Annotated in this window: 26 protein-coding genes and 1 tRNA gene; 5 read left to right on the top strand and 22 right to left on the bottom strand. The window is 61.9% G+C overall.

All coding sequences use genetic code 11. From position 1 onward, the window contains the following. Both ACGHIZ_RS06195 and ACGHIZ_RS06190 read right to left on the bottom strand, forming a co-directional pair. Positions 1-1142 (bottom strand): IS3 family transposase gene (locus ACGHIZ_RS06195; protein ID WP_390446773.1). Its coding sequence is split into 2 segments (ribosomal slippage): positions 1-884 and positions 884-1142, totalling 1143 coding nucleotides; the frame shifts between segments, so codons are not numbered across the junction. Next, on the bottom strand, positions 1139-1435 hold the full coding sequence (locus tag ACGHIZ_RS06190) for a hypothetical protein (RefSeq protein ID WP_390446771.1): 297 nt from the start codon (positions 1433-1435) through the stop codon (positions 1139-1141). Before ACGHIZ_RS06190 ends, ACGHIZ_RS06195 begins: the two co-directional genes overlap by 4 nt. A gap of 609 nt (positions 1436-2044) precedes the next feature. Here ACGHIZ_RS06190 and ACGHIZ_RS06185 point away from each other — a divergent pair. Next, a complete protein-coding gene (locus ACGHIZ_RS06185) occupies positions 2045-2446 on the top strand; it encodes a hypothetical protein (protein WP_390446768.1) in 402 nt (133 codons plus the stop codon). A gap of 1029 nt (positions 2447-3475) precedes the next feature. Here the strand turns inward: ACGHIZ_RS06185 and ACGHIZ_RS06180 are convergent. Next, positions 3476-4102 carry a DUF1648 domain-containing protein gene (locus tag ACGHIZ_RS06180; RefSeq protein ID WP_390449888.1) on the bottom strand — a complete coding sequence of 209 codons (627 nt, stop codon included), beginning with the start codon at positions 4100-4102 and terminating at the stop codon, positions 3476-3478. A gap of 271 nt (positions 4103-4373) precedes the next feature. On the opposite strand from ACGHIZ_RS06180, the gene ACGHIZ_RS06175 reads away from it, so the two are divergent. The 4 genes from ACGHIZ_RS06175 (at position 4374) to ACGHIZ_RS06160 (ending at position 8132) form a co-directional block, all read left to right on the top strand. Next, on the top strand, positions 4374-5255 hold the full coding sequence (locus tag ACGHIZ_RS06175) for a BspA family leucine-rich repeat surface protein (RefSeq protein WP_390446765.1): 882 nt from the start codon (positions 4374-4376) through the stop codon (positions 5253-5255). A gap of 529 nt (positions 5256-5784) precedes the next feature. Beyond that, positions 5785-6246, top strand: a complete 462-nt coding sequence (locus tag ACGHIZ_RS06170; RefSeq protein WP_195625315.1) for a DUF6273 domain-containing protein — start codon at positions 5785-5787, stop codon at positions 6244-6246. 374 nt (positions 6247-6620) lie between these two features. After that, positions 6621-6893: a type II toxin-antitoxin system RelB family antitoxin gene (gene relB, locus ACGHIZ_RS06165; RefSeq protein ID WP_271741369.1), complete on the top strand. Its 273-nt coding sequence runs from the start codon at positions 6621-6623 to the stop codon at positions 6891-6893. A gap of 291 nt (positions 6894-7184) precedes the next feature. Then, complete coding sequence (locus ACGHIZ_RS06160) at positions 7185-8132, top strand: DUF6273 domain-containing protein (RefSeq protein ID WP_390446762.1); 948 nt, start codon at positions 7185-7187, stop codon at positions 8130-8132. A gap of 510 nt (positions 8133-8642) precedes the next feature. On the opposite strand, the gene ACGHIZ_RS06155 is transcribed toward ACGHIZ_RS06160, so the two are convergent. From ACGHIZ_RS06155 to ACGHIZ_RS06065, 19 genes are all read right to left on the bottom strand, one after another. Then, a tRNA-Pro gene (locus ACGHIZ_RS06155) sits at positions 8643-8719 on the bottom strand. Positions 8720-8799: 80 nt separating this feature from the next. After that, positions 8800-9990 (bottom strand): bifunctional phosphopantothenoylcysteine decarboxylase/phosphopantothenate--cysteine ligase CoaBC, encoded by a 1191-nt coding sequence (gene coaBC / locus ACGHIZ_RS06150; protein ID WP_390446759.1) that lies wholly within the window; start codon positions 9988-9990, stop codon positions 8800-8802. A gap of 27 nt (positions 9991-10017) precedes the next feature. Next, the gene (locus tag ACGHIZ_RS06145) at positions 10018-10737 is read right to left on the bottom strand and encodes a hypothetical protein (RefSeq protein ID WP_343007602.1); all 720 of its coding nucleotides are present in this window, start codon (positions 10735-10737) and stop codon (positions 10018-10020) included. Further along, positions 10734-11543: a Nif3-like dinuclear metal center hexameric protein gene (locus tag ACGHIZ_RS06140; RefSeq protein WP_390446755.1), complete on the bottom strand. Its 810-nt coding sequence runs from the start codon at positions 11541-11543 to the stop codon at positions 10734-10736. The genes ACGHIZ_RS06145 and ACGHIZ_RS06140 overlap by 4 nt, the downstream gene beginning before the upstream one ends. Then, complete coding sequence (locus ACGHIZ_RS06135; RefSeq protein WP_390446752.1) at positions 11540-12718, bottom strand: cysteine desulfurase family protein; 1179 nt, start codon at positions 12716-12718, stop codon at positions 11540-11542. The genes ACGHIZ_RS06140 and ACGHIZ_RS06135 overlap by 4 nt, the downstream gene beginning before the upstream one ends. Before the next feature lie 6 nt (positions 12719-12724). After that, on the bottom strand, positions 12725-13396 hold the full coding sequence (rpe, locus tag ACGHIZ_RS06130) for a ribulose-phosphate 3-epimerase (protein ID WP_390446749.1): 672 nt from the start codon (positions 13394-13396) through the stop codon (positions 12725-12727). Positions 13397-13414: 18 nt separating this feature from the next. Further along, positions 13415-14422 carry an NAD(P)H-dependent glycerol-3-phosphate dehydrogenase gene (locus ACGHIZ_RS06125; RefSeq protein WP_390446746.1) on the bottom strand — a complete coding sequence of 336 codons (1008 nt, stop codon included), beginning with the start codon at positions 14420-14422 and terminating at the stop codon, positions 13415-13417. A gap of 9 nt (positions 14423-14431) precedes the next feature. Continuing rightward, a complete protein-coding gene (gene plsY, locus ACGHIZ_RS06120; RefSeq protein ID WP_390446743.1) occupies positions 14432-15115 on the bottom strand; it encodes a glycerol-3-phosphate 1-O-acyltransferase PlsY in 684 nt (227 codons plus the stop codon). Then, complete coding sequence (gene der / locus ACGHIZ_RS06115; protein ID WP_390446740.1) at positions 15108-16442, bottom strand: ribosome biogenesis GTPase Der; 1335 nt, start codon at positions 16440-16442, stop codon at positions 15108-15110. Before der ends, plsY begins: the two co-directional genes overlap by 8 nt. 10 nt (positions 16443-16452) lie before the next feature. Then, positions 16453-17895 (bottom strand): DUF512 domain-containing protein, encoded by a 1443-nt coding sequence (locus tag ACGHIZ_RS06110; protein ID WP_035138457.1) that lies wholly within the window; start codon positions 17893-17895, stop codon positions 16453-16455. Positions 17896-17897: 2 nt separating this feature from the next. Continuing rightward, entirely contained in the window at positions 17898-18797 is a 900-nt protein-coding gene (locus tag ACGHIZ_RS06105) for a 4-hydroxy-3-methylbut-2-enyl diphosphate reductase (RefSeq protein WP_390446737.1), read from the bottom strand. A 2-nt stretch (positions 18798-18799) separates the two neighbouring features. Then, positions 18800-19528, bottom strand: a complete 729-nt coding sequence (locus ACGHIZ_RS06100) for a lysophospholipid acyltransferase family protein (RefSeq protein WP_138374251.1) — start codon at positions 19526-19528, stop codon at positions 18800-18802. Positions 19529-19531: 3 nt separating this feature from the next. Then, a complete protein-coding gene (gene cmk, locus ACGHIZ_RS06095) occupies positions 19532-20218 on the bottom strand; it encodes a (d)CMP kinase (protein ID WP_117769690.1) in 687 nt (228 codons plus the stop codon). 66 nt (positions 20219-20284) lie between these two features. Next, complete coding sequence (locus ACGHIZ_RS06090; RefSeq protein ID WP_390446732.1) at positions 20285-21259, bottom strand: pseudouridine synthase; 975 nt, start codon at positions 21257-21259, stop codon at positions 20285-20287. Next, positions 21246-21965 (bottom strand): SMC-Scp complex subunit ScpB, encoded by a 720-nt coding sequence (gene scpB, locus ACGHIZ_RS06085; RefSeq protein WP_390446729.1) that lies wholly within the window; start codon positions 21963-21965, stop codon positions 21246-21248. The genes ACGHIZ_RS06090 and scpB overlap by 14 nt, the downstream gene beginning before the upstream one ends. Positions 21966-21976: 11 nt before the next feature. After that, entirely contained in the window at positions 21977-22789 is an 813-nt protein-coding gene (locus ACGHIZ_RS06080) for a segregation and condensation protein A (protein ID WP_390446726.1), read from the bottom strand. Between the two features lie 84 nt (positions 22790-22873). Next, positions 22874-23557, bottom strand: coding sequence for a site-2 protease family protein (locus tag ACGHIZ_RS06075; protein ID WP_390446724.1), 684 nt, complete (start codon positions 23555-23557; stop codon positions 22874-22876). A gap of 9 nt (positions 23558-23566) precedes the next feature. Next, entirely contained in the window at positions 23567-23863 is a 297-nt protein-coding gene (locus tag ACGHIZ_RS06070) for a hypothetical protein (protein ID WP_164473297.1), read from the bottom strand. Beyond that, positions 23850-25883 carry an ABC-F family ATP-binding cassette domain-containing protein gene (locus ACGHIZ_RS06065; protein ID WP_390446721.1) on the bottom strand — a complete coding sequence of 678 codons (2034 nt, stop codon included), beginning with the start codon at positions 25881-25883 and terminating at the stop codon, positions 23850-23852. The genes ACGHIZ_RS06070 and ACGHIZ_RS06065 overlap by 14 nt, the downstream gene beginning before the upstream one ends. Between the last annotated feature and the right edge of the window lie 50 nt (positions 25884-25933).

Genomic DNA, 25933 nt, shown 5'->3' with positions numbered 1-25933 from the left:
CTATTTGGACGATTCCGGGAGGGACAGCCCCGCCTCCCTGAACTCGACCGGCGACATGTAGCCCAGCGTCGAGTGGATCCTGAAGTTGTTGTACCAGTGCACGTAGTCCGAGAGCTTGGCCCGGAGCTCGCGCGTCGTGCCGAACGTCTCGCGGTGGACGAGCTCGGCCTTCAGTATCCTGTTGGTCGACTCGTCGACGGCGTTGTCGTAGGGGCAGCCCTTGGCCGACAGCGACCTCTCTATGCCGAAGGCCTCGAGCATCAGGTCGATCTCGGCGTTGTCGAACTCGCTGCCGCGGTCCGTGTGGAAGACCTCGATGTCCGAGATGGGGAAGGAGAGCGTCGCGAACGCCGACTTGACCAGCCGGGCGTCCTTCCTGGGCCCGGCGGAGTGGCCGACGATCTCCCTGTTGTAGAGGTCGACGAGCAGGCAGACGTAGTTCCACGAGGCCCCGACGCGCACGTAGGTCAGGTCGCTGCATATATGGGTGCGCGGCGCCCTGCCGCCGAAGCCGCGCGCGACGACGTTGGGCACGTCGGCCTCGTTGACCGCCCCGGGGTGCACCTTGAACCTCTTCCTGCCGTATGCGCTGACCAGGCCGTTCTCCCTCATGATGCGGCAGACCCGGCGCCGGCTGACGGTGACGCCCGACCGCTCGAGCGACGCCTTTATCTTGCGCGAGCCGTACCGGCCCTTGCTGGCGGCGTGGGCCGCGACCACGGCCGGCGCGGCGGGGTCCGGCGCGGCGGGCCGGCCGGGCCGCGAGCGCATGGAGTAGTACGTCGACCTCGCGACGCCGAGGAGCCTGCACTGCGCTGATATGGGGTAGCGGCCCTCGTTGGCCGCTATGGCCCTCACTTTCGAGCGTATATCAGCGCCGCTTGTTTTAAGACGTCGACCTCCATCCGGAGCCTGCGGTTCTCGCGCTCGAGCTCCAGGATCCGGTTCTGCTCGGGCGTGCGGTTGCACGCGGCGCGCGGCGAGCCGGTCGCGTTTATCGACTTGATCCACCTCTCCACGGTGCTCTTGCCGAGGTCGTACTCGTCCATGATCTCGCGCTTGGGCTTGCCGGCGTTGTAGAGGTCGACTATCTGCCTCTTGAACTCGTCGGTGAAATGCCTCGGGTGCCTGGGGTCCCTCATATACGGCCCTCCCGTCTCCTGCGCCCCTCCCGGAACTGTCCACACCAGTGTAGCCAATCCAGCCAATCCATCTTGGTCATCCCGGGCAGCTGGGCCTTCGCGCGGATCACCTCCTCGAGCGGGTCGAAGGCGCTGCCCCTCGCGGACCTCCCGTCGGCGGCGGACTCGCCCTCCCGCCGGTACTTGGCGACCGTGTGCCGGTCCATGCCGTGCCTCCTCGCGATCTCGCTGAAGTTCGGCTTCGCGCCGGACCCCCTGTAGACGTTCAGCTCTCCCATTACGTTTCGCTCCATATCCCGCTCCTCCCGGGTCGGATACCCGATCGGAGCATAGTTCCGTTAGCGCAGTTGGTGAAAGTACGTTAGCGGGGTCGGCGAAAGCGCGTTAGCGCATTCGGCGAGATGCGTTTGCGAAAGTGGTCAATTTTAGATTAGCGCTAACACAGGACGGCGGTGGTGAGCGAGCACGACCGCCCGGCCTCCACGACCCTGCGGGCCAGCTCCTCGCTAGCTGCCATCGGCGACCGCCCCCTTCAGGAACCCGTCGTAGACCGACAGGTCGGCCCCGCCGGCCCCGCCGAGAGGGCGCGCGCAGAGAGGGGCGATGCCCCGCTGGCCTAGCCTAAGGGCGAAAACGGAATAGACGGACCGACCGTCCGGCTGAGTCTGGGAAGAGGTGCCGGGCGGCGGGCGGAGCATGGCCACCGGACCCATCGAAACACATCTCCACCGTTCCTTCAACTGGGAAAACGACGCCCCGTGGCCTGAATGGGGCCTCGGGGGCGTTCGGCTAACTGCGGGAACGGCCTATCCGCTCAATGTGTTCGGCTGAGATCGGAAATCAACCATATTATGGGCACAGTCGGCAATTGGGTTGGATAGCCTCGCACCGGAGGAATCAACATGAGTACAAGTAGCTACAAACCGCAAAAAGGCCGTGGCCTCCCGTGGCCTTTAGACACGGACGCTCCATCGGTTGCCGATCAGGCCGAGACGCCTAGCGAGATGGAGGCGGCGCTTGACGTTCGACAGGATGAGATTGCAAAGAGCGAGATCCTGAGTGGAATCAACAGGCCATCCTACGACTCATTATTTGCGGTCGCGAAGAATCGCGTCCAGCTTGCGATTCTGATCATGATTTGCTCCTTCCAGACGTCCAAAGGGCCTAATAGGAAGGGTGCCAACGGAAAAGAACTTACAAAAGGTCTTTTCATGCGTCAGGACAAGCTCGAAAAAAAGACTGTTCGACTCAACCGACTGTATCGAAAGCTCTGGGCGAGCTGGCTCATCGAGGCATCATCATGAAGACCGATGGGGTGTGGGTCATCGTTTGGGCTCAGCTCGATATTCAAGCGCGTGAGGCCGGATGGGATCCGCGCGCGGACGCGGGCGGCGAGGTCGGACGTGAAAGCCGGACCGCAGAGGTATCGAGCGCACGCGGCCAGGGCCTCGAGGGCGCCTGGCGGGTAGGGAGATCCGAGCATGAGGCAGGACAACGCGCAGGCCCGCGAAAGGTTCACGAGCTCCCCCGCGACGCGGCTGGACCCTCGGCTGCCCCTCGTAAAGGATGCAGAAGACACGGTCGAGGTCCGACGGTTCGACCAGGCTGTACCGGCAGTCCGCGTACAGTGCGCAGCCCCTCCCGCGCGGGTCGCCGTCCGAGTCCTCATCCGGCTCATGATGGCGCACCTCAACCCAAAGGCCCTCCAACACGTCGTCGAACCCGAAATCGAGCTCCGCCTGGACGCTCTCGCCGAGCGCATCGCCCAGGGCGAGCTCCGGCACCTTCGTCACACGGCCGTCCAGCCACTCAATCTCTGTCATCGCGCGCATGGTGCAAGCCCCTTCCGACACGGGATTGTCAGCTCAACCCGACCCTTACCCATACGGACGAACATAACTCGCCAGGGGGAAGCCCCTGAAGGCCGTGCGCCACAACATGAGGCCGAATCCGCCCCCGGCTGGACAGGCCAACAACGAAGGAGCACACGGAACCGGCGCGGCGTTACAACCGTCCCGGCAAGCGTGTCACTTGGCCAAGTCATGATGCCGACAAACCCGGAAATGCTCCAACGGAGCGCCGGACGAGCGTAACAATATAAAGCCGTGCAACACGTGTTGGACGACCGGAACATCCCAAACAAAGGCCTGTAGGTCCCACCTTCAAGCCCAATAGCAAAATGTGCATCAGCGGATTTGCAGCGATACAAGTCTCAACCGTCACCATCACACCGCAGCGCGCCTAGTCCCACTCATCCTACTGCAAATGTCCCAGAACGAGAAAACGACCAGCTTAACATGCCAACCTTTATATCCGCACGCGCGTAATTCAACTCATAAGGACCGGCTATCCCTTACCTGTGACACAATCTCAAACGCACAGAACAGAATCATCAGTCCAATCATCGTATAAGAGGCAGCCGAACCTTCAAGCACTATTCCACAAAGAACAATCTCCGCGCAGCCAATAAGAACTGTTATCAGGCGCTCTGCCTTTTTGCTCTCGCCGCTCGCATAAAAAGGCGGAAAAGTGCACAAGATCACATATAGCCCGGGAAGGGAATACAGGATCGATAGTCCAAGCCCCCCATCAACCGCAGTGCTTTGCGTAAGAATCAACTGAACCCAAACGGCAATTATCACTGAGCAGGTTGTCGATAAAAGAAGACTAGAAATATAGCACGCAACAAAGTCCCGTCGCATTCGAGCAGAGAAATCCGCGAACTCTCTTCGCCGCGTGGAAACAATAAGGTACACAGAAATTGCAATAGAACCAATCAGAGAAAACAGCGGAACAACCAGCAATTCAAGCTTATTACCCCATCGATCAACCACACCCCCACTCCAATGAGCGGGAATTGTATCAGGGAGGACTGACCAAGCCGCCCATAGAATCAGAAATGGAAGAATAGAGAGGATGAAAGATGATAACACTGCAGTAGTTTTTTTTGAGGCTCTCATCGATTCCGCATCTCCTTGCGCGCCCACATTCCACTCCGCCTTAAATCAAGTATACGTTTTGGAACGGGATGTCACTCCGAACGCCTTACCCTCTTAGTGTGAATGCCGCTGCGGCATTGTTGACTCATCATTAGTAATCGCGTCTATCCTCTGCAGCATCAGCCAAAGCAATCCGAGAGGAGCCGCACATGCATGCAGCGGAAATTCCTTTCGGGGGGGGGTATCTCCCAGATTTACCCGCCGCCCGAAGGGGCAGTCGACAGTCGAGTACGTGCTGATCATCGCGATCATCGTCCTGGTGGTGCTGATCGCGGGACCGTGGGTCTCGTCGGCGATCACAAACCAGTTCAACACGGTGGCGGGGACGCTCGGCAACGGAATCTCAAAGGGGAGCTGGGAGTCGGGCGGCACGGGCGGCGGCAACGGGTCGTTGACCGACGCCGACATCGTGGACCCCGTTCACGGGATAGCGTTCGCCGTGTACTCGGAGGACGACCACAGCCTCATGTTCTACAAGCGCCGCGGGGTCCCCAGAGTCGGTGACATGCTCAACAGCCGCCGCGTGACGGCGGTGTATACGGGGTTCGAAAATGGATACGCCACCGCGACCGTGGGAAACGACGGCAAGACGACTGCCCCCTGGTGGCCTAACAGAAATAATATCGTGGCCGTAAAGGCCATTGACGATGGCATAGAAATCCACTCGTTGGCATTTTGCTTTCAGTACATGGAGAACTGCAAGAGCTTTGATCTGGCAAAGTTCGACATGTCGAACTGCACAAATCTGCAGCACGCATTCGCGTATTGCGGCAATGCGACTTCCTTCAGTATTTCAAGCTGGGATACGTCCTCGGTCGTCGAATTCGACTCGGCGCTCAAAAACCTTTACAAGGTCAAGGAGATTGACATCTCCGGATGGTCGACGCGGAAAGCCGGCGATTTACGTCTCCTTTTTTCCACCGACAGTTCGCTGAAAAGCGTGAAATTTGGACCAGGGTGGAAGACCTCAGATGTTATGGATATGCTCGGCATGTTTAGCTATTGCAAAAATCTAAACCTCGACTGTTCCGATTGGAATGTCCCAACCTATGCCAATCATAGTGACTTCAATCACTGCGCCCCCGGCGTTATCCTCCCGAAGGCGTGGCAGTAGGTCTGAAGAAACAAAACGGCAAGCAGTTTATGTGGCGCGGGCACCCGTGCCGCCGTTGCCTCAGCGGCACGTTACGGGCTAGTCGGTTCGATTTAACGTACGCTCTGCATGCAATATCAATCCCCATGCGAAGGGAGTGTCGCATATGCATGCAGCGGCAATTAACCTTCGGGGGGTGGGTATCTCCTAGGAATACCCGCCTCCGAGGCCAAGGAGCCATCGAGTACGTTCTGGTCATCGCGATTATCGTCCTGGTTGTGATGATAGCCGGCCCTTGGGTCTCGTCGGCAATCAGGAACCAGTTCAACACGGTGGCGGGAGTATTGGTAAACGGGACAGCGGGTGGGACTTGGGAACCGAGCGGTTCCGGCAGCGGTAACGGCGCGGGTTCCGCGACCGTCCAGGCGGCGCTCGCCAAGGACGCGAAGGACACGCGAAGGACTGGACCCTCGGTGAGCAGAAGGCAGTTGCCGAGGACATCGCCGCCAAGGGCGAGGCGTCGCCCGCCTACGCCAAGGCGAAGGCCGCGATGGATGCCGGCACCGAGTTCTCGATGAAGCTCACCGATGGCAAGACGCTGACTTACCGCATTATCGGCATCAATCATGATGACCCTGCAGGCGGATCCGGCAAGGCGGGCCTCACGTTCCTCACCACCACGACGGGCATTTGGTCCCCCATGAACGCGATTGACACCAACGCCGGCGGTTGGGAGAAGTCTGAACTCCGTCAGAAAATGAACTCCGGCAAGATCTGGAATCTGATGCCCTCCGATTTCCAGTCCAAGGTGAAGGCCGTCAAAAAGCTATCGAACAATGTCGGGGGCGGTGATGAGAACAAGAACGCCGCCGTGACGGCTACCTCGGACAAGCTGTTCCTGCTCAGCTACTCTGAGATCGCCCCCCACCTCCTATTGGGCATCCTATCCCTGGACTTCCTCCGAGGGCACCCAGTACGAGGCCTTCAAAGGCAAGGTGACGGAGAACTATAATCCCAACTCTGCCATTGCCATTGGCAGCGGTTGGTGGGAGCGTTCGGTGTTTCCGAACGCCTCGAAGGGCTTCCTCCATGTCGACAGCAGCGGCAATCCGTCGGACAGCAACTCCGCGCCGGGCTGGTTTTGCGTCTCCCCCGCCTGGTGCTTCTAGCTTGTCTAGCGCAAAGCCCGCGTTACCCCGCGCGTGCTTTCTTTTGGCGACCGAACGAACGGCTTCAGGTTCATGGCACGGGTAGTCGGATTGAAGAGAAATGGGGTCATACAGCGGCTCTCAGAGCGCCTGCCGCACTCCCCCGCCATTACCTCTGCTGCGTCCTCGTATAGAGTCCATCCTGCTTGGTGTTTCGAGTTCGGGGCGTATACGGTGGGTGGATAATGGATTCACTTCGATGACGGCGTTTACGGGAGCGACCATGGCGATGCGCGAGATCGCGGTCAAGTTCGATGAGGGCGAAATGGCCTTGATTCAGGGCCATGCGGACGCCACGGGCATGACCTTTTCCGAGTTCGTGAGAAGGGCCGCGTTCGAGAAGGCTGAGGACATGGCGGACATCGAGGCCTACAACGAGGCTTTGGACGGGGACGGCGGCACTCGCTACCCGATGGAAGAGGTCGTGCGCATGGCGGTGGAGGCTGAGTGATTGTCCACACGCGTTGTCTGTCTCGGCTCTAAAGGCTTCTCTTGGGCGGGGTTCGGCTTATAGCCGGGTCCCGCTTTTTTGCGGCTTTCAGTTGTCTTTCTGAAGGTATGAAATGGCTGCCTCGATATGAATACGGTCGGCATTCGAAGCGGACGTTATAGCCGCGCTAATAGCGCATGACTTTCTCCCCTGCCGTCATCGTTGCCGCAGCGGCAGGACCGTTGCAAATACTTGGAATAGCCCTACGCTCGGCTCGTATTGCAAACCCCGAGTGAAGGGAGCCGTATATGCATGCAGCGGCAATTAACCTTCGGGGGGGGGGTCGCTCCTGAAACGACCCGCTTCCGAGGGCAATCAATTATCGAGTACGTCCTGATCATTGCCGTCATCGGCCTGGTCATCGTGTTCGCGGGACCCGGCGTGGCCGGAGCCATCCGAAACCAGTCCAACCTGGTCGGCAACACGGTGAACAATGGGACGGTCGGCGGCGTCGAGGGAGGCGCGTCCGGTGGCGGCTCCGCAGGCGCCGATTCCGCGGCCGTCCAGGTGGCCATCGCCAAGGACGCGAAGGACTGGACCCTCGACGAGCAGGAGGCGGTTGCCAAAGACATTGCCAAGAACGGTACATCGTCTATCGCCTACGCCAAGGCCAAGGCCGCCATGGATGCCGGCACCAAGTTCTCGATGAAGCTGACCAATGGCAAGACGCTCGAGTACCGTATCATCGGCATCAACCACGACGACTTGGCCGATGGTAGCGGCATGGCAGGCTTGACGTTCGAGGCGACCAACTCTGCCTTGGGTAGCCAGAGAATGAACGCTACGGACACCAATGCCGGTGGTTGGGATAAGTCCGAGCTCCGTACCCGCCTCAACAGCGGTGACCTCTGGTTGCTCCTGCCCAGCGAGCTCCAGTCAAAGGTGAAACCCGTCACAAAGACAACCGATAACGTTGGCGGTAACGGGGGCGGTGCCCCCTCGGCGACGACCGACAAGGTTTTTCTGCTCTCGGCAACCGAAGTATACGGGGATATGCAATCTGACGGCATCCAGTACGAGTGCTACAAATCCAAGGGCGTGACGAGGTCGAACTATTCCGGTGCATCAGGCTATAGCCACTGGACTCGTTCCGTGAGACCGCGCAGCTCCACATCCTTTCGCTATGTTCAAAGCGGCGGTATTTGCTACAGCTACAGCGCGACGGACTCGTTTTATGTCCTCCCCGCTTTCTGCTTCTGATCTCTTTCATCGCAAAGCCCTCGCAATCCTGCGAGGGCTTTTCTTTTGGCGATTACTCAAACAATTCGAGGTTCATTGTACAGGTAATCGGGTTGAGGAGAAATGGGGGCATACAGCGGCTCTCAGAGCGCCTGCCGCACTTCCCCGCCATTACCTTTGCGGCATCCTCGTATGGAGTCCATCCTGGTTGGCGTTTTGTTGTAACCGCTCACTTGTCCACAGATCAAGTGAACTGCTGGAATAAATACAGCGACACACTAGTTCGTTACAGTCGCCATATCTGCGTAAATCGCCGCGATAAATACAGCCTGTACTCGTCTGTATACCAGCTACGCGTATGTAGATTCATGTCGCGTTAATAAATCGGCTCAAGCGCGTGCAAAACGCGCAAGTAACCGCAAAAAGCGATTATCGCGCAGGTAGATTTTTGGCACCCTGTTGCTTAATCAAAATTAAGCAATTGCTTAAAACAAAAAAGGTCAGGCACTAGGTGCCTGACCTACAAACTTCTGGTCGGGACGACTGGATTCGAACCAGCGACCCCTTGACCCCCAGTCAAGTGCGCTACCAAGCTGCGCCACGTCCCGAAGCTTTTGTTTGTTGCTCTGCTCTCGCTCGCAACAGGGAGTATAATAACCCGAAACTTTGCCCTTGCGCAAGAACTTTTTTAAATATTTTGAAGCAAGTCCAAAATTGTATCTGCGAGCTGGGGTTTTGTTAGTACGGGAAGTTCTTGCGTACCCGCTGTGCTCACGATCCAGGCCTTGTTGGTATCGGTTCCAAAACCCGAATCGGCACGCGAGACATCGTTGGCGATAATGGCATCGCAACCCTTGCGGGCGAGCTTGCGTTGCGCGTACTCCACGACGTTATCGGTCTCGGCCGCAAAGCCGATTACACAGCGCTCTTCCTTTTGGCGCGAGAGCTCGGCCAAGATATCGACTGTCTCGACCAGTTCGATGCGATCCAGGCGCTCGTTGGCCTTTTTGAGCTTATGGTCGGCAGGGGCCGCGGGCGTGTAGTCGGCGACGGCGGCCGCACAAATGGCCGCATCGGCCGTCTGGAAGGCTTTCAGCGCCGCCTGCAGCATCTCTGCGGCGGTTTGCACGCGCACGCACTCCAAGCCGTGGGGAACATCGAGCGATGTCGGGCCCAACACAAGCGTGACCGCAGCACCGCGGCGAGCGGCCTCCCCCGCCAGGGAGATGCCCATCTTGCCCGACGACCGGTTGCCGATGAAGCGCACAGGGTCGATCGGTTCGTGCGTGGGGCCGGCAGTGATTACGATGCGCTTGCCCGCCAGGTCTTGCGGGACGGGGTTCAGCACCTCGCAGACGGCCTCGACGATGTCCTCGGACTCGCTCATGCGTCCCGTGTCCACGTCGCCGCAGGCAAGGTAGCCGTTACCGGGTCCCACCACATGGACGCCACGGTCGCGCAATGTGGCCATATTGGCCTGCGTGGCCGGCGCCTTCCACATGCCATTGTTCATGGCCGGAGCGATCACGATGGGTCGCGGCGTGGCAAGCAGCGTGGTGGAGATGAGGTCATCGGCGATACCGCTTGCCATCTTAGCGATGATATTGGCCGTCGCGGGCGCCACGACCACCAAGTCGGGCTCCTGCGCCAACGAAATGTGGTGGATGGGGTCGGAGGGATCGTCGAATAGGCCCACGGCAACGGACTCGTTTGTGAGCGCACGGAAGGTAAGTGGTCCCACAAACTCGGTGGCATGCTCGCTCATGACGACCTTGACGCGTGCACCGCGCTTTTGCAGCAGGCGCACGATATTGCACGACTTATAGGCGGCGATCCCGCCGGTAATGCCCAGCAGGATCGTTTTTCCCTCAAGTTGCATTGAATTGTTGGGTGCCGCCGTCATCATTTAGGCTTCCTTGCTGGGAAGCACCAGCAGACGGTGGCAATACGGGCAGTGCGCGATCTCGCTACCGTCGTGGTTGAGGTCGCTCATGGACGATGCCTGCAGTGCGGTGTGGCAGATGGTGGGAATGTTGCCCTTGATGGTCTCGACGGCCAGGCCGCGGAACTGCTTGAGCAGGCGCTCGTAGTCGGTGAGCACGTCGGTCGGCAGCGTGGCAGCCAGCGCAGTGCGCTCCTTGGTGGCGGCGTCAATCTGTGCCTGGAGGTCGGCGGCCTTGGCGCGGGCGGCCTTGGTGTCGGCCTTCACGCCTTCCTCAAACTTGGCGATGATGGCCTGCGCGCGAGCCTCGCGGTCGAGCGCCTCCTTGTGGGCGATGACGACGTCCTTGCGGGTATGCTCGATCTTGTCCAGACGCTTGGCCAGGGTGGCGAGCTCGTTCTCCAGGTCCTGAACCTCGCGGTAGTCAGAGCCGTCAACGTGACGCTTCTTGGCGGCCTCGATGGCGTTATTGGTCTGGATCTCGGTAGTGTTGAGGTCGTCGAGCTCAATGTCCAGATCCTTGCGCTGGGCGTAGAGCTTGGTCATCTCGGACTTGAGCTTAACGTAGGTCTTGCGCTTGGAAGCGAGCTCCTTGAGCTCCGGCATATTGGCAAGTTCGCTCTTGTTGCGGGCGAGCTCCAAATCGATCTGTTGCAGCTTGAGTAGCGTAGCGCCGGCGCTCATAAGTTCTCTCCTTTTGTCACAGTCCACCATTGGCAAGGGTTCAGTATTTTAATCGCATGACGGGGGTCGATCCCGGCATCAACTGCAGAGTTCATCAATATATCAACGAACGGCTCCTCGGAGCGGTCGTGGCCGAGCAAGATCACCGGCAGCCCGCGTAAAGCAAGGTCTTGCGTCACGTGGTATCCCGCCTCGCCCGTCACGACAACGTCCGCGCCCGCGGCGATGGCGAGCTCTCCAAAGTCGCCCAGGGAGCCGCCCAAAATGGCGACGGTGCGGCACGGGCGATCGGCTTCGCCCCACACACGCGGGTCGCTGCCGAAGGCCGTGGCAGCACGGGTGGCAAGATCGCGCAGGCTGCAGGGGTCGTTGAGTGTCGCGAGTGCGCCCAGACCGGTGGCCTCGGGGTCGTCCAAGTGCTCCAGTGAGCTCACGGGTGTGGCACCCAGCAGCTCGCTCAGGCAGACGCGGGCTTCGTGCGACCGGTCCAGGTTAGTGTGGAGCGAGATAATGCTCACGCCGCAACGCGCTGCCTCGTAGAGCGCCGCGCTGCATTGGGGGCGTGCGGAATCCGACGGACAAAACGCCTCGGGCGCCTTGATATAGATGGGATGATGCGTCAGCAGCATGTTGGCGCCGGCTTCTTGGGCGCGGCGAACATTAGTCTCGGTCGCATCGAGCGCGCAGGCGACGCAGGTAATCTCCGCGGCAGGGTTGCCGACGGAGAGTCCTACATGGTCCCAACTCTCGGCATCGGTCTCGGGATAGCGTGCCAGCAGCGCGCGCTCAAGCTCGGCGACGATCATGCGGCACCCACGATCGAGAGCAGCGTCTGGGCAAACTCGTCCAGGTCGGCTGGGTTCACGCGGTCATCGAAAGAAATGCGCAGTGCACCCAGGGCCTGTTCGCGGCCAATACCCATGGCGCTGAGCACATGGCTCGGGTCCATGCTTCCGCTCGAGCAGGCAGATCCGGCCGAAACCTCAAAGCCAGCGGCATCGAGTTTGATGATGAGCTCCTCGGAATCCATGCCGTCAATGTAGATCGACACCATGCCGGGCAGACGGTCAGCCTGCGTGTAGTCGCCCATGGTGGCGTGGATGCGCGGGTGGGCCGTAAGCGTGGCGTAGAGCTTGTCGGAAAGGCCTTGCAGCGTCGCGCGCTCCTGAGCCACGTTGGGTGCCAGTGTGCTGGCAGCAGCGGCAAAGGCAAGCTGCGTGCGCAGGTCCTGCGTACCGGCACGACGTCCTGCCTCCTGTCCTCCGCCAAAGATGCGGGGACGCAGCGGCGTGCGGGTCTTTACGTAGAGCGCGCCGGAGGCTACGGGGCCGCCAATCTTGTGCGCAGCGACGGACATGGCATCGACGGCCAGTTCGGAGACATCGAGCGGAATATGCAGATAGCCCTGGATGGCATCGGTATGGAACAAGGCGCCCGCAGCGTGTGCGGCTGCGGCAAGCTCGCGAATGGGCTGTACCACGCCGGTCTCGTTGTTGGCGATCATAATGCTCACGAGTGCCACGTCATCACCAAGCAGCTCGACAAGCGCGGCAGGCTCAATGTAGCCAGAACGGCAGGGCTGCACCAGGTCGACGGTAAAGCCGGCGGCACGCAGCAGCGGCAGGTTGTCCAGAATCGAATCGTGCTCGATGGCCGAAACGATTACACGATCGCGCTTGCGATCGCGCTGACGAGCGCCCTCGGCAAGTCCGAGGAGCGCCAGCTGGTTTGCTTCGGTACCGCCGTTGGTCAAGATAACCTCGGACGGACGGACGCGTGCGCCAAAGCTACGGGCGATCTCGCGACGGGCGATTTCCAGACGTGCGTCGGCCTTGCGGCCAAGCGAGTGCAGCGAGTTGGGGTTGACGCCGGCAAGCTCGCTGTCGTCGTACTCGCGCTGCGCAAGGAGCGCCTCGGCGCGCATGGGCGTCGAGGCGGCATAGTCAAGATTCACGGGTATGCGGTTTTGACCTGCGGTCATAAGGGTTTATGCCTCCTGTGCGGCCTCGTTGCCCAGCTTTTGCAGCAGCGCAACCTCGGCGGCGGGATCTTCGGACTTAAATACGGCAGAGCCGGCTACGAGCACGTTGGCGCCGGCCTTGACGACCTCGGCGATGTTCTTGGAAGAGATGCCGCCGTCGACCTCGATGAGGGGCGAAACGCCGTGGCGCTCGCACATGGCCTTGAGCTCGTGGATCTTTGCGATGGTGCCCGGGATAAAGCTCTGGCCGCCAAAGCCGGGGTTCACGCTCATCAGCAGCACCATATCGACGACGTCAATGATGCTCTCGAGTACGCAGACGGGCGTGGCGGGGTTGAGCACCACGCCGGCCTTGACGCCGCGTTGCTGCAGATGGGTGAGCGTGCGGTGCAGGTGCGTGGAAGCCTCGTAGTGCACGGTGATCATGTCGGCACCGGCATCGGCGTACCAATCGATGGTCTCGTCGGGGTTTGACACCATCAGGTGCGCATCGACCGGCACGTCGGTGGAGCGCTTGACGGCCTTGAGGATGTCAACGCCAAAGGTGAGGTTGCCGGTAAAGTGACCGTCCATAACGTCGAAATGCACGTAGTCGGCGCCTGCGATCTTGTCGAGCTCGCCCTTGAGGTTGGCCATGTCGGCCGAAAGGACGGACGGAGCGATTTTGATGGAACCCATGGTAGAAGCCTTTCTGCGCTAGTCGGTGAGTCCGTAGAACTCTTGGGAGGGGACGCGGTCGGTGAGAATCTCGAGCGCCCTATCCAAAGTAACACCGTTGTAGAGCGTTTGCTCCACGGCAAAGGTGAGCGGAATGTCTACGCCCAGTGAACGGGCAAGCTCGCTGACGCTGCGGGCCGCGACGGCGCCCTCGACCACCATATGCGTGCGCGTCTGATACTCGTCGAGCGATACGCCGTGGGCAAATTCGTAGCCAAAGGTGCGGTTGCGCGAATGCTCCGAGGTGCAGGTGGCAATGAGGTCGCCCATGCCGGCGAGTCCCATGCAGGTCATAGCTTGACCGCCGCGGGCGTGCACCAGTCGGCTGATCTCTGCTAGGCCGCGCGTCATGATAAGGGCAAGCGTGTTGTCGCCCGCACCGGTGCCGGCGGAGATGCCGCATACGATCGCGATGACATTTTTCATGGCGCCGCAGACCTCGACACCGGTCATGTCTTGCGACAGATAAATGCGGAAGGCCGTGGACAGGAGCAGGTCCTTAAAGGTCTCCCCTATCTGCGGATCTTTGCTGGCGATGACGGCGGCAGAAAGCCCGCCGCGGCAGATCTCCTCGGCATGGTTGGGGCCCGAGAGCGCCGCCACGCGCGCCTCGTTGCCGATCTCGCTGGCGATGACCTCGCTCATGAGCAGGCCGGACTCGGGCTCAATGCCCTTGGTGAGGCAGAGCACCGGGGTATTGGCTGCGATAAAGGGCGCGGCCTGGTGGCACACGCTGCGAAGGTGCGTCGAAGGAACGGCGAAGATGATGGCCTCGGCGCCGTCGAGCGCCTGTACCAGGTCCGTGGTGGCGACGACGTTGCCGGGCAGCTCGTAGCTCATCAAATACCGGGGGTTGCGGTGCTCGCCATTGATGCCGGCGGCCGTCTGCTCGCTGTGGGCCCACATGGTCACGCGCTCGGCTCGCGCGGCGGCAAGGCCGGCGACGGCGGTTCCCCAGGAGCCGGAGCCAATCAGCGCAACATTCATGACTCTCTCCTACTTATCGTCGGGCTCGGTGACGCGCTTGGTAAACGAGAGCTTGGACTCCTTACCGGTCATGAGCTTTTTGATGTTCGCACGATGGGCCCACACCACGGTGATGCCGATCATCGCCATGCAAAACTTAAGTCCCAGGCTGCTGTACGGAAAGACCGCGCAGGCAGCGATGGGAAGACCGATGGCAGCGGCAAGCGAGCCCACCGACACAAACTTGGTGATGGCGACGGCCACGATAAACATGCCCAGCAGCGACAGGCCAATAGGCCAGTACCAGGCGAGGATGACACCCAGACCAACTGCGATACCCTTGCCGCCGTGGAAGTTGAGGTAAGGCGAGAAGATGTGGCCCCACACGGCTGCCAGGCAGATGACGCCGAGCATCCAGTCGCCAGCGGCGCCGGGGGCCATAATGCTCGGCGGAAATCCATAGCCCACGCTCGCGATGAGCGGACGCGCGATAAGGACGCAAATGGCGCCCTTAAGGCAGTCGAGCAGCAGCGTGAGCGCGGCCACCTTGGGGCCGGCCACACGCAGGGCGTTGGTGGTGCCGATGTTGCCGGAGCCCGCCTTGCGAATGTCGGTGTGGTTGAACACGCGGCCCAAGATCAGGCCAAACGGAATCGCCCCGATAAAGAACGAGATCACGGCGCAGATGGCGGTCAGAAGAATCGGATTATGCATCCTTTTGCTCCTTCTTCCTAAAGAAGAGTCGAATGGGCGTGCCGGCAAAGTCGAAGGTCGAGCGCATGCGGTTCTCTACGTAGCGCTGGTAGGTGTCGTTGACCAGGTCGCTGTGGTTGACGAAGAACGTGAACGTCGGCGGGTTGACGCCCGTCTGGGTCACGTAGTGCATACGCAGGCGGCGCTTGCCGTCCACCACGGTATGACCGAACTCGCGCAGGTCGGTGAGGAACGTGTTGAGGCGTGAGGTGCTAATCTTCTGCGAGCGCGTCTTCTCGGCAGCGTCTACCATTGCCCAGATCTTCTCTACGCTGCGGCCAGTGAGGGCAGAGATGCGCAGGTACTGGGCCCAGGGAGCCATGACGCCCAGACGGCGGTCGATGGTCTCCATGCAGGCCTCGCGCTTACGGTCGTCGTCGAGCAGGTCCCACTTGTTGAGCAGCACCACGATGGCGCAACCGCGCTCGATGGCAAGGCCCATGACCTTCTGGTCCTGCTCGGTAACGCCCACGGAGGCGTCAACGACGAGCAGCGCCACGTCGGCGCGGTCGATGGCGCGCAGGCCGCGGACCATCGAGTAGTACTCGATGTTTTCGTACACGGTGCTCTTCTTGCGAATGCCCGCGGTGTCGACCATGCGGTAGTGTTTGCCGTTGCGCTCCACGACGGTGTCGATGGCGTCGCGCGTCGTGCCGGCAATGTTGGACACGATAGAGCGGTCGGCGCCCAGGATGCGGTTGAACAGCGAAGACTTACCGGCGTTGGGGCGGCCGATGATTGCGACGTTCAGCGCGTCGGGGAACTCATCGGCGACCTCGTCCTCTTCCTTTGGAAGCAGGGCCACGATGTCATCGAGCAGGTCGCCCGTGCCGTGGCCATGCAGGGCCGAGAGCGGCGTGGGCTCGCCGATGCCGAGCGAATAGAACTCCCAGATGCTGTCGTTTTCGCGATCGGGGTTGTCGAGCTTGTTCACCAGTAGAAAGACCGGCTTGTCGCAGCGCTTGAGCATGCGGGCGACCGACTCATCCTCCTCGGTGACGCCGGTGCGGCCGTCGACCACAAACAGGATGACGGCGGCTTCCTCGGCGGCGGCGAGCGCCTGGTCGCGGATGGACGTGGCAAACACGTCATCGCTCTTGAGCGGCTCGATGCCGCCCGTGTCGACGATGGTGAACTCGCGGCCGTTCCAATCGGCCGTGTGGTACGAGCGGTCGCGCGTGACGCCGCGAGACTCGTGGACGATGGCGTCCGAGGTCTGGGCCAGGCGGTTAACGAGCGTGGACTTGCCCACGTTGGGGCGTCCGACGACGGCGACGATAGGTTTCATCTGCTCTCCTTTAATGGGTAGGGTCAGTGGAAGTGTTAGAGTCTGCGGGCACAATGCCAAGGATGTGTTCCAGGGTATCGAGCAGCTCATGCGGCATGGTCGACACCACATGAACCTCGGCGCCGCGACTGGTAAGGCTTGCGAGTAAATCGTCACGATGATACTCGTCAAGCGTCATGCCGTCAGCGTTGAACATGAGCTTAGGCACAAAGAGCATAACCCCCGACAGGTCTTGGGGCAGCTGCTCCAAGATGTCACACGCGACGATGAGGCCGGTCACGTCCACATTGCCGCCAAAGTAGCGGTTCTTGATGGCTGTGACGGTGCCGGCGAGACCATACGGCGACTCCACAAAGCGCGCCACGGTGTCGCGTGCGCTGGCGCCTGAGAGACATAGAAGCCGCTGGTTGCGGGCGGCGACGGCCTCGCGGACGCGGGCCAGACGCTCGGCGTCGGTAGTCAGCACGTCGTCGGTCTCGTCCAGATACGAGCGGATCATGCCGATGCCGTCGTAGTACTGCGGGTAACCGTCGTAAAAGTCTGCCTCGGGAGGATCGATGCCGGCGTCCAGATAGAACTCGTCGCTCATCTGGAAGGTGTGGCGGCCAAAGCGTTCGTAGGCACGATCCTGGTAGGGACGGATCATGGCAATGGTCTCGCGTGCTAGCTCGGGCTTGTCGCTGTAGGACCAGCTAAAACGGTTCTGATGCTTGGTAAAACCGAGCGGCACAATGCCCAGGCTTGTGATTTGCTCGTGCTCCTCGCAAAAGCGCAGGGTCTTTTCCAGCTCCTCGCCGTCGTTCATGCCGGGGCACAACACGATCTGCGCGTGAATCTCGATGCCGGCGGCCATGATGGCCTCGAGCACATCCATGCCGCGCTGGGCGTTGCGGCCCATCATGCGTCGGCGGACATCGGGGCTCACGGCGTGGACCGACACGTTCATGGGGCTCATGTTGCGTTGGATGACGTTTTGCACGTCCTCGTCGGTAAGGTTCGTGAGCGTGACAAAGTTGCCCTGCAAAAAGCTCAGGCGGTAGTCGTCGTCGCGAATGTAGAGCGTGGAGCGGCCGCCCTTGGGCAGCATCGTCATAAAACAGAACACGCAGGCGTTTACACAGGTGCGCATGCCGTCGAAGATGGGGCCATCGAACTCAAGGCCCCAGTCCTCTCCCGGGAAGCGGTCGAGCTCGACGGGGGTGACGCTGTTGTCGCGCGGGTCGAAAACCTCGAGGTCGACGGTGTCGTCGTCTGCCTCCCAGAGCCACACGATCATGTCGGTGAGCTGCTCGCCGTTGACCGTGAGCACGCGCATGCCCGGCTCGATACCCACATCCCATGCGGGCGATTCGGGACGCACGTTCTTTACGAGCGCGCCCTCACCCGGCTCGGGGTCGCGGCTGCGCCCGTAATCGGCCACCTCGGCGGCGTATGCGGGTACGGTCTGGTCCATGGTTAGCGGTAAAGCTCCTTGATGCGCTCGACGGCGCGCTCGATGTGTTCTTGCGGGGTGGAGGCTCCGGCGGTGATGCCGATGTGGTGAGCGTCGGTAAACCACGCGCCCTGGAGCTCGGAAGCTTCCTCGATGTGATGCGTGTGCTCGCAGGCGTCTGCGCAAATTTGAGCCAGGCGGCGGGTGTTGCCCGAGTTCTTGCCGCCCACGACGACCATGCAGTCGCAGCGGTTGGCAAGTGTGGCTGCTGCCTGTTGACGCTCACTCGTGGCGGCGCAGATGGTGTTGATCACACGCAGCTCCTGCACGCGCGGGGTGATAGCCGCCACGACCTCGGCGAGGTTCTGCGCGGTCTGGGTGGTCTGCACGACGAGGCCTACCTTGCCCTTGAGCGACAAGGCGTTGGCGTCAGCGGCACAGCTCACGACCTGCGCATCGTCGCCTGCGTGGCCTAGAATGCCCTCGACCTCGGGGTGCCCCGGCTCGCCCACGACGATCACACGGTAGCCCTCGCGCACCAGGCGCTCGGCCGCCACATGGACCTTCTTCACGTAGGGGCAGGTGGCATCGACCACGTTGAGGCCGCGCTTGCGGGCAGCATCGATCACCTGCGGCACTACGCCGTGTGCGCGGATGATCACGGTACCCGATGCTGCGTCGTCCAGGGTCTCGGCCAGGCCAACGCCTGCCTCAGCAAGCTCGCGCACCACGATGGGGTTATGGATGAGCGGACCCAAGGTATGGACCTGAGTGCTCTCCCCTGCCTGCGGCGCGGCGGCCAGCGCCATGTCGAGCGCGCGCTGTACGCCGTAGCAAGTGCCGGCGTGGGCTGCAATCTCGATGGTAGTCGCTGTTGCCTGGTCGGACGCGGTCGCGGCAGTGTTCGTAACGTTCTCGCTCATGGCTAGAACCTGCCCGGATGCTCGGCGCACAGCTCGTCTCGCATAGCGTAGACGCGGTTCATGGCCTCGGACTCAAACCATTCCAGGCGCTCCGTGCGCTTAAGCCCAGCCGGAGCGTCGGAAAGCGAGACGGCCTTGCCGGCGCGGATCCAGCACTTCTTGGGACGCATGAGCTTTTTGCCTGCGGGCGTGATGTCGGACCAGCCGCAGATGGCGAGCGGGTTGACGGGCGCCTTGCCCATCTGGGCGATGAGCGCAAAGCCGCCGTGGACCTCGGGCTTGATCTCGCGCGAGCGGATGCGTGTGCCCTCGGGGAAGATCAGGACGTCCTCGCCGCGCTGCAGCGCATGCTGGGCGGCGCGCAGGCACTTCATATCGGCAGTTCCACGCTCGACGGGGATGCCGCCAACGCGGCTAAAGGCCCAGCGCACAATCTTGCTCTTGGCGAACTCGGACTTAAAGATGGGACGAATGCGGCGGCCCCCAAAGAACAGCGCCGTCTCCACGGCCAAGAGCTCGGCCATCGAGGTGTGGTTGCAGATGACCACGCTGCCGCGGCCTTCCTGGCGCTCAAACAGAAGATCGGCGTCCTCGACCTTCCAGCGCCACATGAGCTTGGAGAAGGCCCAAAGGATGGCCATGACTACGACGACGGTGCCGCGGATGAGCGCTGGAAACTCGGCGTAGGGGGCGTTGTAATAGTCCTCGGGCGTCTGCTGAAACAGGCGCATGGGCTACCTCCTTTGGTTGATAAGGTCCTCGATTATCGAGACGACCTCGTCGATGGTGTGGGCGGTGGAGTCGACGTGCACGGCGTCCTCGGCGGGCACGAGCGGGGCGACCTCGCGGCTGCTGTCAAGCTTGTCGCGCTGCTTAAGGGCGTCGAGGGTCTCGTCGACCTCGGCTTCGAGCTGCTCGGACGTGAGCGGCTGAGCATCGTTTTGGTGACGCTGCAGCACGCGGCGGCGGGCGCGCTCGCGCGGGTCGGCGGTCAGGAAGACCTTGACCTGCGCGTTAGGGAACACGACGGTTCCAATGTCGCGACCCTCGGCGACGATATCGCGGTCCTCGGCGGCGCGGCGCTGGTGGATGAGCATGGCGGCGCGCACGCCCGGGTAGGCCGAGACCTTGGACACGTTGGCGTCGACCTGCGGGGTGCGGATGGCGGCCGAAGCGTCCTGGCCGTCAATGGTCAGGCGCGTGTCCTCGCCGGTGCCGTTGGTAAAGCGGATCTCGATCTGCTCGGCGAGGGCGTCGATGGCCGCCTCGTCGTCCAGGTCGATGCCGCGGTCGAGCGCGGCGAAGGTGACGGCGCGGTACATAGCGCCCGTGTCGAGCTTGTTAAAGCCCAGCTGGCGGGCGATCTCCTTGGCGATGGTGGACTTGCCGGATCCGGCGGGGCCGTCGATGGCGACGATCATGCAATGCTTCCTTTCGATGATTGACGTGCTGGTATGGTTCGCGGGCTTTGGGGCGCGGCGGGTTGCCTAGCCCGTGTATCGCTCGCGGTAGGTGTTGCGCTTGGGTGCGGAGCCGTGGCTGCCGTGGTGACGCGTGCGGCTGGCGGGCGTGTCTTGGGGCTTGTCGCCGTTGCGCTTTGCGCTCGCCTGTTTGGGCGGGATGCCACCGCTTTTGAGGATCTGCACCTCGCGGTCGGTGAGCTCGCGCCACGAGCCCTTGGCCACGTCCTTGAGCTCCAGGCCGGCAAAGTTGCAGCGGTGCAGGCGGATCACCGGATGATGAATCTTGCTCAGCATGCGCTTGACCTGATTCTTGCGTCCCTCGCGGATGATGACCTCGACGGCAGTGGTGCCGGGCTTGACGCCTTGCGGCGCCACTGCCTCGGCCTCGCGCGCGTTAATGACACGGCAGATTGCCGGCTGGCACAGGCCGTCGTCGAGCTCGATGCCACGGCGGAGCGGTTCTAGATCGCGGTCGGTCAGTCGCCCGTCCACGAGCGCCTGGTAGGTCTTGTAGACGTGTTTGCTGGGGTGCAGCAGGTCCTGCGACAGGTCGCCGTCAGTGGTAAAGAGCAACAGGCCCGTGGTGTCGCGGTCCAGGCGGCCCACCGGGAAAAGCCCCGGAAAACGGTCGCGGGGGACCAGGTCGGCCACGCAGGGACGCTCCTGCGGGTCGCTCATGGTGGTGAGGTAGCCGGTCGGCTTGTAGAGCATCAGGTACACAGCGCCCTGGTTGAGTTTGACGGGCATGCCGTCGACCTCGATGTGGTCGCGGTCGACATCGACCTTGGTGCCCAGCTCGGTCGCGACTTCGCCGTTGACGGTCACACGGCCGGCGGTCATCAGATCCTCCGAGCCGCGGCGGCTCGCCACGCCCGCGCGCGCCAAAAAGCGCTGCAGGCGCATGGTGTGCGGGTAGACGGACACCGCGTCGCCTACGGGCGCTGCGGTGTCCGTGGCGCTTGCGACGCGCGTCTCCCCTGCTTCGTTAGTCCTCGTCATGTATATCCTCCGAGGTAGCACCTGTGAGCAGAAGCTCCTCTTCATCGGTGTCCTCAACATCGGTATCGATCAGTTCGCGCTCTTCGTCCAGATCTTCGGCCTGTTCCTCGAGCGTAGACTGAATGCTGCGGCCGCTCAGGCGCTCGCGGATAAACTGGCGCGACTGCTCGTCGGGGGCAAACTGCTCCAGATCGGGCAGGTCGCGGGTGGAGCGCAGACCGAACTTTTCCAAGAAGGCGTTGGTCGTGCCGTAAATGATGGCCTGACCGCGCTTGGGGTCACGGCCGAGCTCGCGCACCAGACCCTTGTCCACGAGCGACGCGATGACGCCGTCTGAGTTGACGCCGCGGATGCCCTTGACCACCTCGCGCGTTACGGGCTGGTGGTATGCGATGACGGCCAGGGTTTCGAGCGCCGCCTGGGACAGCTTTTGCGTGTCCCAGCTCAACACATAGGCTTCGACCACGTCGTGGTAAGCGGGGTGCGTGAACAGGCGCCAGCCGCCGGCGACCTCGCGCAGCTGAAAGCCGCGGTTGGCCTCCTCGTACTCAACCTTGAGCTCGGCGAGCAGCGATGCGCACTCGCCGGGGGCGATATCCAGTGCGCCGGCCAGCGCGGGCGCACTCACCGGGTCGCTCGACACCAGCAGCAGCGCCTCGAGGGCGCCTTTGAGGCTGTTTGCCTCCAGCGTGGAAAGGGTTGACATGGTTGCGGCTCCTATTCGGTGAGCTCGGGGCCCTCGCCGGGCACGTAGGCCTCGGCCCCCTCGACTCGGTTGATGCTGATGGTTCCGAAGATCTCGTCCTGGCTCAGCGTGAGCGAGCCGCGCTTGGCAAGCTCAAGTATGGCCAGGAAGGTGACGACGAGCTGCTCGGTGGAAGCGTCGCCTTCCAGTAGCTCGCGGAAGGTGCAGGTTTGGTGCGCCATGGTAAAGCGGTCGACTGAGGCCACGGTCAGGTCGAGCGGCACGCGATGCGGCGCCACATGCTCGGCCTCTAGCAGGAAGGTCTGGCGCTTGCCGTCCAGGTCGGCACAGATGACGGCGAGACCGCGCAGCGTGATACCGGCAAGGTAGTCGGGCATAAGGCCTAGGAACTCGGGGTCGGGGCCGGCCACGCGCGGATGCATGCGGCTTTCGGCCTGCATGCGGGCACCGAGGGCCGCAGCCGCGCCCTTAAACTGCTTGTAGGCAATCAGGCGCTGGATCAGGACCTCGCGCAGGGCGTCGCCGTCGAGCGTGCTGAGTTCCTCGAGGTCTTCGTCGAACTCGTCATCGTCGTCACCGACTTTGCGCGGTGCCTCCTGCGGTACCAGAGAGGCGGCTTTGATGTCTAAAAGGGTTGCCGCGACCAGCAAAAAGTCGCTCGCCACGTCCAGGTCCAGCGCCTCGATGCGCTCGGCCTCGGCAAGGTACTGCTCGGCCACCTCACTGATAGAAATGGCGCCGATATCTACTTTTTGGCGGGTTACCAGCTGCAGCAGCAGGTCGAACGGTCCGCTGTAGACCTGCGTCGACACGCGATACGACATCTTCGACCTCCTTTGACGGCGCCTTCGCGGCGCGGTTTGGGTGCATGTTACGACCGTTTTGCACGGTCGACCTGTAAGTTTACCTTAGATGCCGGCGATTGCGAAGTTAAGCAGCTGCTCAGCGAGCGGATACACGGTAACGTCGAAATAGCGACCGATCACGTCGATGCCGGTCCACATGGGCAGCAGGTACAGTACCAGGATGAGGATGGGCATGGCGTATTGCTGCAGGCGGTAGTAGTTGGCGAGCGCCTTGCCCTTGAGGAAGGGCACGATGATCGACGAGCCATCGAGCGGCGGAATCGGGATGAGGTTAAAGAACGCGAGCGACAGGTTGACCACGATAAGCGTGGCGCCGAAGTTCATGATCTGTGATGCCACGGCAAAGGACATGCTGGTGTAGAGGCTGCCGTACGTTGCGCGCATGAGGACCGCGGCAAGACACGCGAGTGCGATGTTCGACGCGGGGCCGGCCACGCTCACCAGGACCTCGTCGCGCTTGGGGTGCTTGAGGTTGTTGAGGTAGACAGGCACGGGCTTGGCAAAGGCGAACACCGGGCCACCGGCTGCGAGCATGAGCAGCGGCAGGATGATGGTGCCAAACGGGTCGATATGGTTGAGCGGGTTGAGCGAGACGCGGCCGCGCGAGCGAGCCGTTTTGTCGCCGAGCGCCCAGGCTGCGGCGGCGTGCGCGCTCTCGTGGATCACGATGCCCAAGATGACGGCGACCGCGCTGGCGAGCAGGTTCATGAAGTAGCTGCTGGACATAACGATCCCCTAGCGGACGCGGCGCGAGGCGCGCGTGAGCAGGTAATCGGCCACAAATAGAATCACGGCCACGATGGCGTAATCCAGGCGGAACACGCCGCCAAAGGGAGAAGTGATGACGCCGTAGCCGGCGATGGCGCTCGGCAGTGCGCGCGAAAGCTCGACGACAAAGCCCACAATCTGCAACTTGGCGGTGAGGCCGCTAAAGCACAGCAGCACGGTCATCGCGCTCATAAAGATGCCGCAGATGCGACAGGCAATGGCGATGATGCTCATCGCCACGGCAGCGGCCTTACGAGAGTTCACGCGCGGTCTCCTCTTCGATCTGGGTGGAAAGCTCCAGCCATTCATCCTCGAGCTTGGGTAGCTCTTGCTTAAGGCCGTTATATTCCCCCAGCGCGGCGTTGAACTTATCCTGATCGGCATAAAGCTCTTCGCTTGCCATCAATTCCATAAGCTCGTCATAGCGGGCACGCTTTTTGTCGAGCTCCGTCTCGATCTTCTTAAGCTGGTTGCGCACGCCTTTGAGCTTTTTATTGAGCGCTGCGCGGGCTTGGGCCTCAGCGCGCTTTTGCTCCTTGGTCTTTTTGCCCTCGGCAGGCTTGGGGGCAGCTGCGGGGGTGTCGGCCTGGGCGGCGCAGGCTTTGGTGGACTTGGCCGTGGCCGGTGCACTCTCCCCTGCCGCCTCGGCGGCGGCGCGGGCTGCGAGGTCCTCGCGCTTGTAGAGGTAGTAGTCGTAGTCGCCGTCGTAGACCGTGACCTTGCCATCGCGGATGTCTATGACGCGGTTGGCAACGGCGCGTACCAGGTGCTCGTCGTGGCTGATCAGCACGATGGTGCCGGGGAAGTTTTGCAGGGCGTTCTCGAGCATGTCTACCGAGTCGATGTCCAGGTGGTTGGTGGGCTCGTCCAGGCACAGGAGCGCCTCGGGGGCCACGAGCATCTTGGCCAGGGCCAGGCGCGCCTTTTCGCCACCGGAGAGGACGCGAACCTGCTTCTCGATGGAATCGTTGTCGCTAAACAGGAAGGCGCCCAGCAGGCTGCGCTGCTGCGGCACGGTCCACTTGGGCGTGACGGTGTCGATCTCTTGCAGGACGGTATTGGACTCGGTCATGCCCTCGAGCGCGTGCTGGGCGTAATAGGCCACACCCACGTTGGTGCCCAGGTCGCGCGTGCCGGTAGTGGGCGGCTCCAGGCCGGCGAGAATCTTCATGAGCGTGGACTTGCCGGCGCCGTTGGGGCCGACGAGTGCCACGTGCTCGCCGCGGTAGAGCTTGAGGTCGATGTCGCTGTAGATGTGCTTGTTGCCGTAGGACTTGGACACGCCCTCCAGGCCGACGACCATGTCGCCGGAGCGCGGCGGGTCAGGGAACTTAAAGTCGATGTGCTTGTGGCCCTCGGGCAGGATGACAAGTTCCTTTTTAATCTGCTCGATCTTACGGATGCGCTCCTGCGCCTGGGCGGCCTTGGTGGGCTTATAGCGGAATTTGTCAACGAAGACCTGCATGTGGGCGATGTCGCGCTCCTGGGCGGCTCGCTTGGCGCGCATCTGTTCCAGGTTGTCCTCGCGCTGCTTGAGGTAGCTGCTGTAGTTGCCGGTGTAGGTGGTCACGCGACGGTTTTCGAGAGCGGCGACGTGGTCGACGCAGGCGTCCATGAAGGCACGGTCGTGACTGACGATGAGGACGGCGCCGTCGTAGTTGGCGATAAAGCCGCGCAGCCACTGGACGCTTTCGAGGTCCAGGTGGTTAGTAGGCTCGTCCAGAAGCAGCAGGTCGGGGTGGCGCAGGAAGAGCTTGGCAAGCGCGATGCGCATCTGCCAGCCGCCCGAGAACTCGGAGCACGGGCGCTCAAAGTCGGTGACCTTAAAGCCCAGGCCGGACAGGATTTTGCGGGCGTTGCTCTCGAGCTCGTAGCCGCCCAGGTGCTCAAAGCGGTCCTGGACCTGGCCGTACTCGTTAAGGAGCGCGTTGACGTCCTTGCCCTGTTCCGAGAGCTCGGTGATCTGGGCCTGAAGTTCGTTGGCGCGCTCGCCCATGCGGCGAATTTCCTTGGCGGCGGCCATGACCTCGGCGAGGATGGTGGTGTCCTTTTGCTCCAGGTTGGTTTCTTGCTCTAGATAGCCCACCTGGCAGTCCTTGGCGTACTGGACCTGGCCGGCGTCGGGGCTATCGATGCCCATGATGATCTTGAGCATGGTGGTTTTGCCGGCGCCGTTGGGGCCCACGAGCGCGAAGCGCTCGCCGGGGTTGATCTGGAAGGACGCGCCGCTAAAGAGGACGCGCGCGCCGAAGCTTTTTTCGATCTTGTCGACCAGGAGGATCATGGTGCCGCCTTTGACCTTGTGTGCCTATATGAAAAAAGGCCCCAACTTGC

Origin of the sequence: Collinsella sp. i05-0019-G5 (assembly GCF_042851345.1) — a bacterium.
Lineage (GTDB): Bacteria > Actinomycetota > Coriobacteriia > Coriobacteriales > Coriobacteriaceae > Collinsella.
This window is presented reverse-complemented; position numbering and strand designations above follow the sequence as displayed.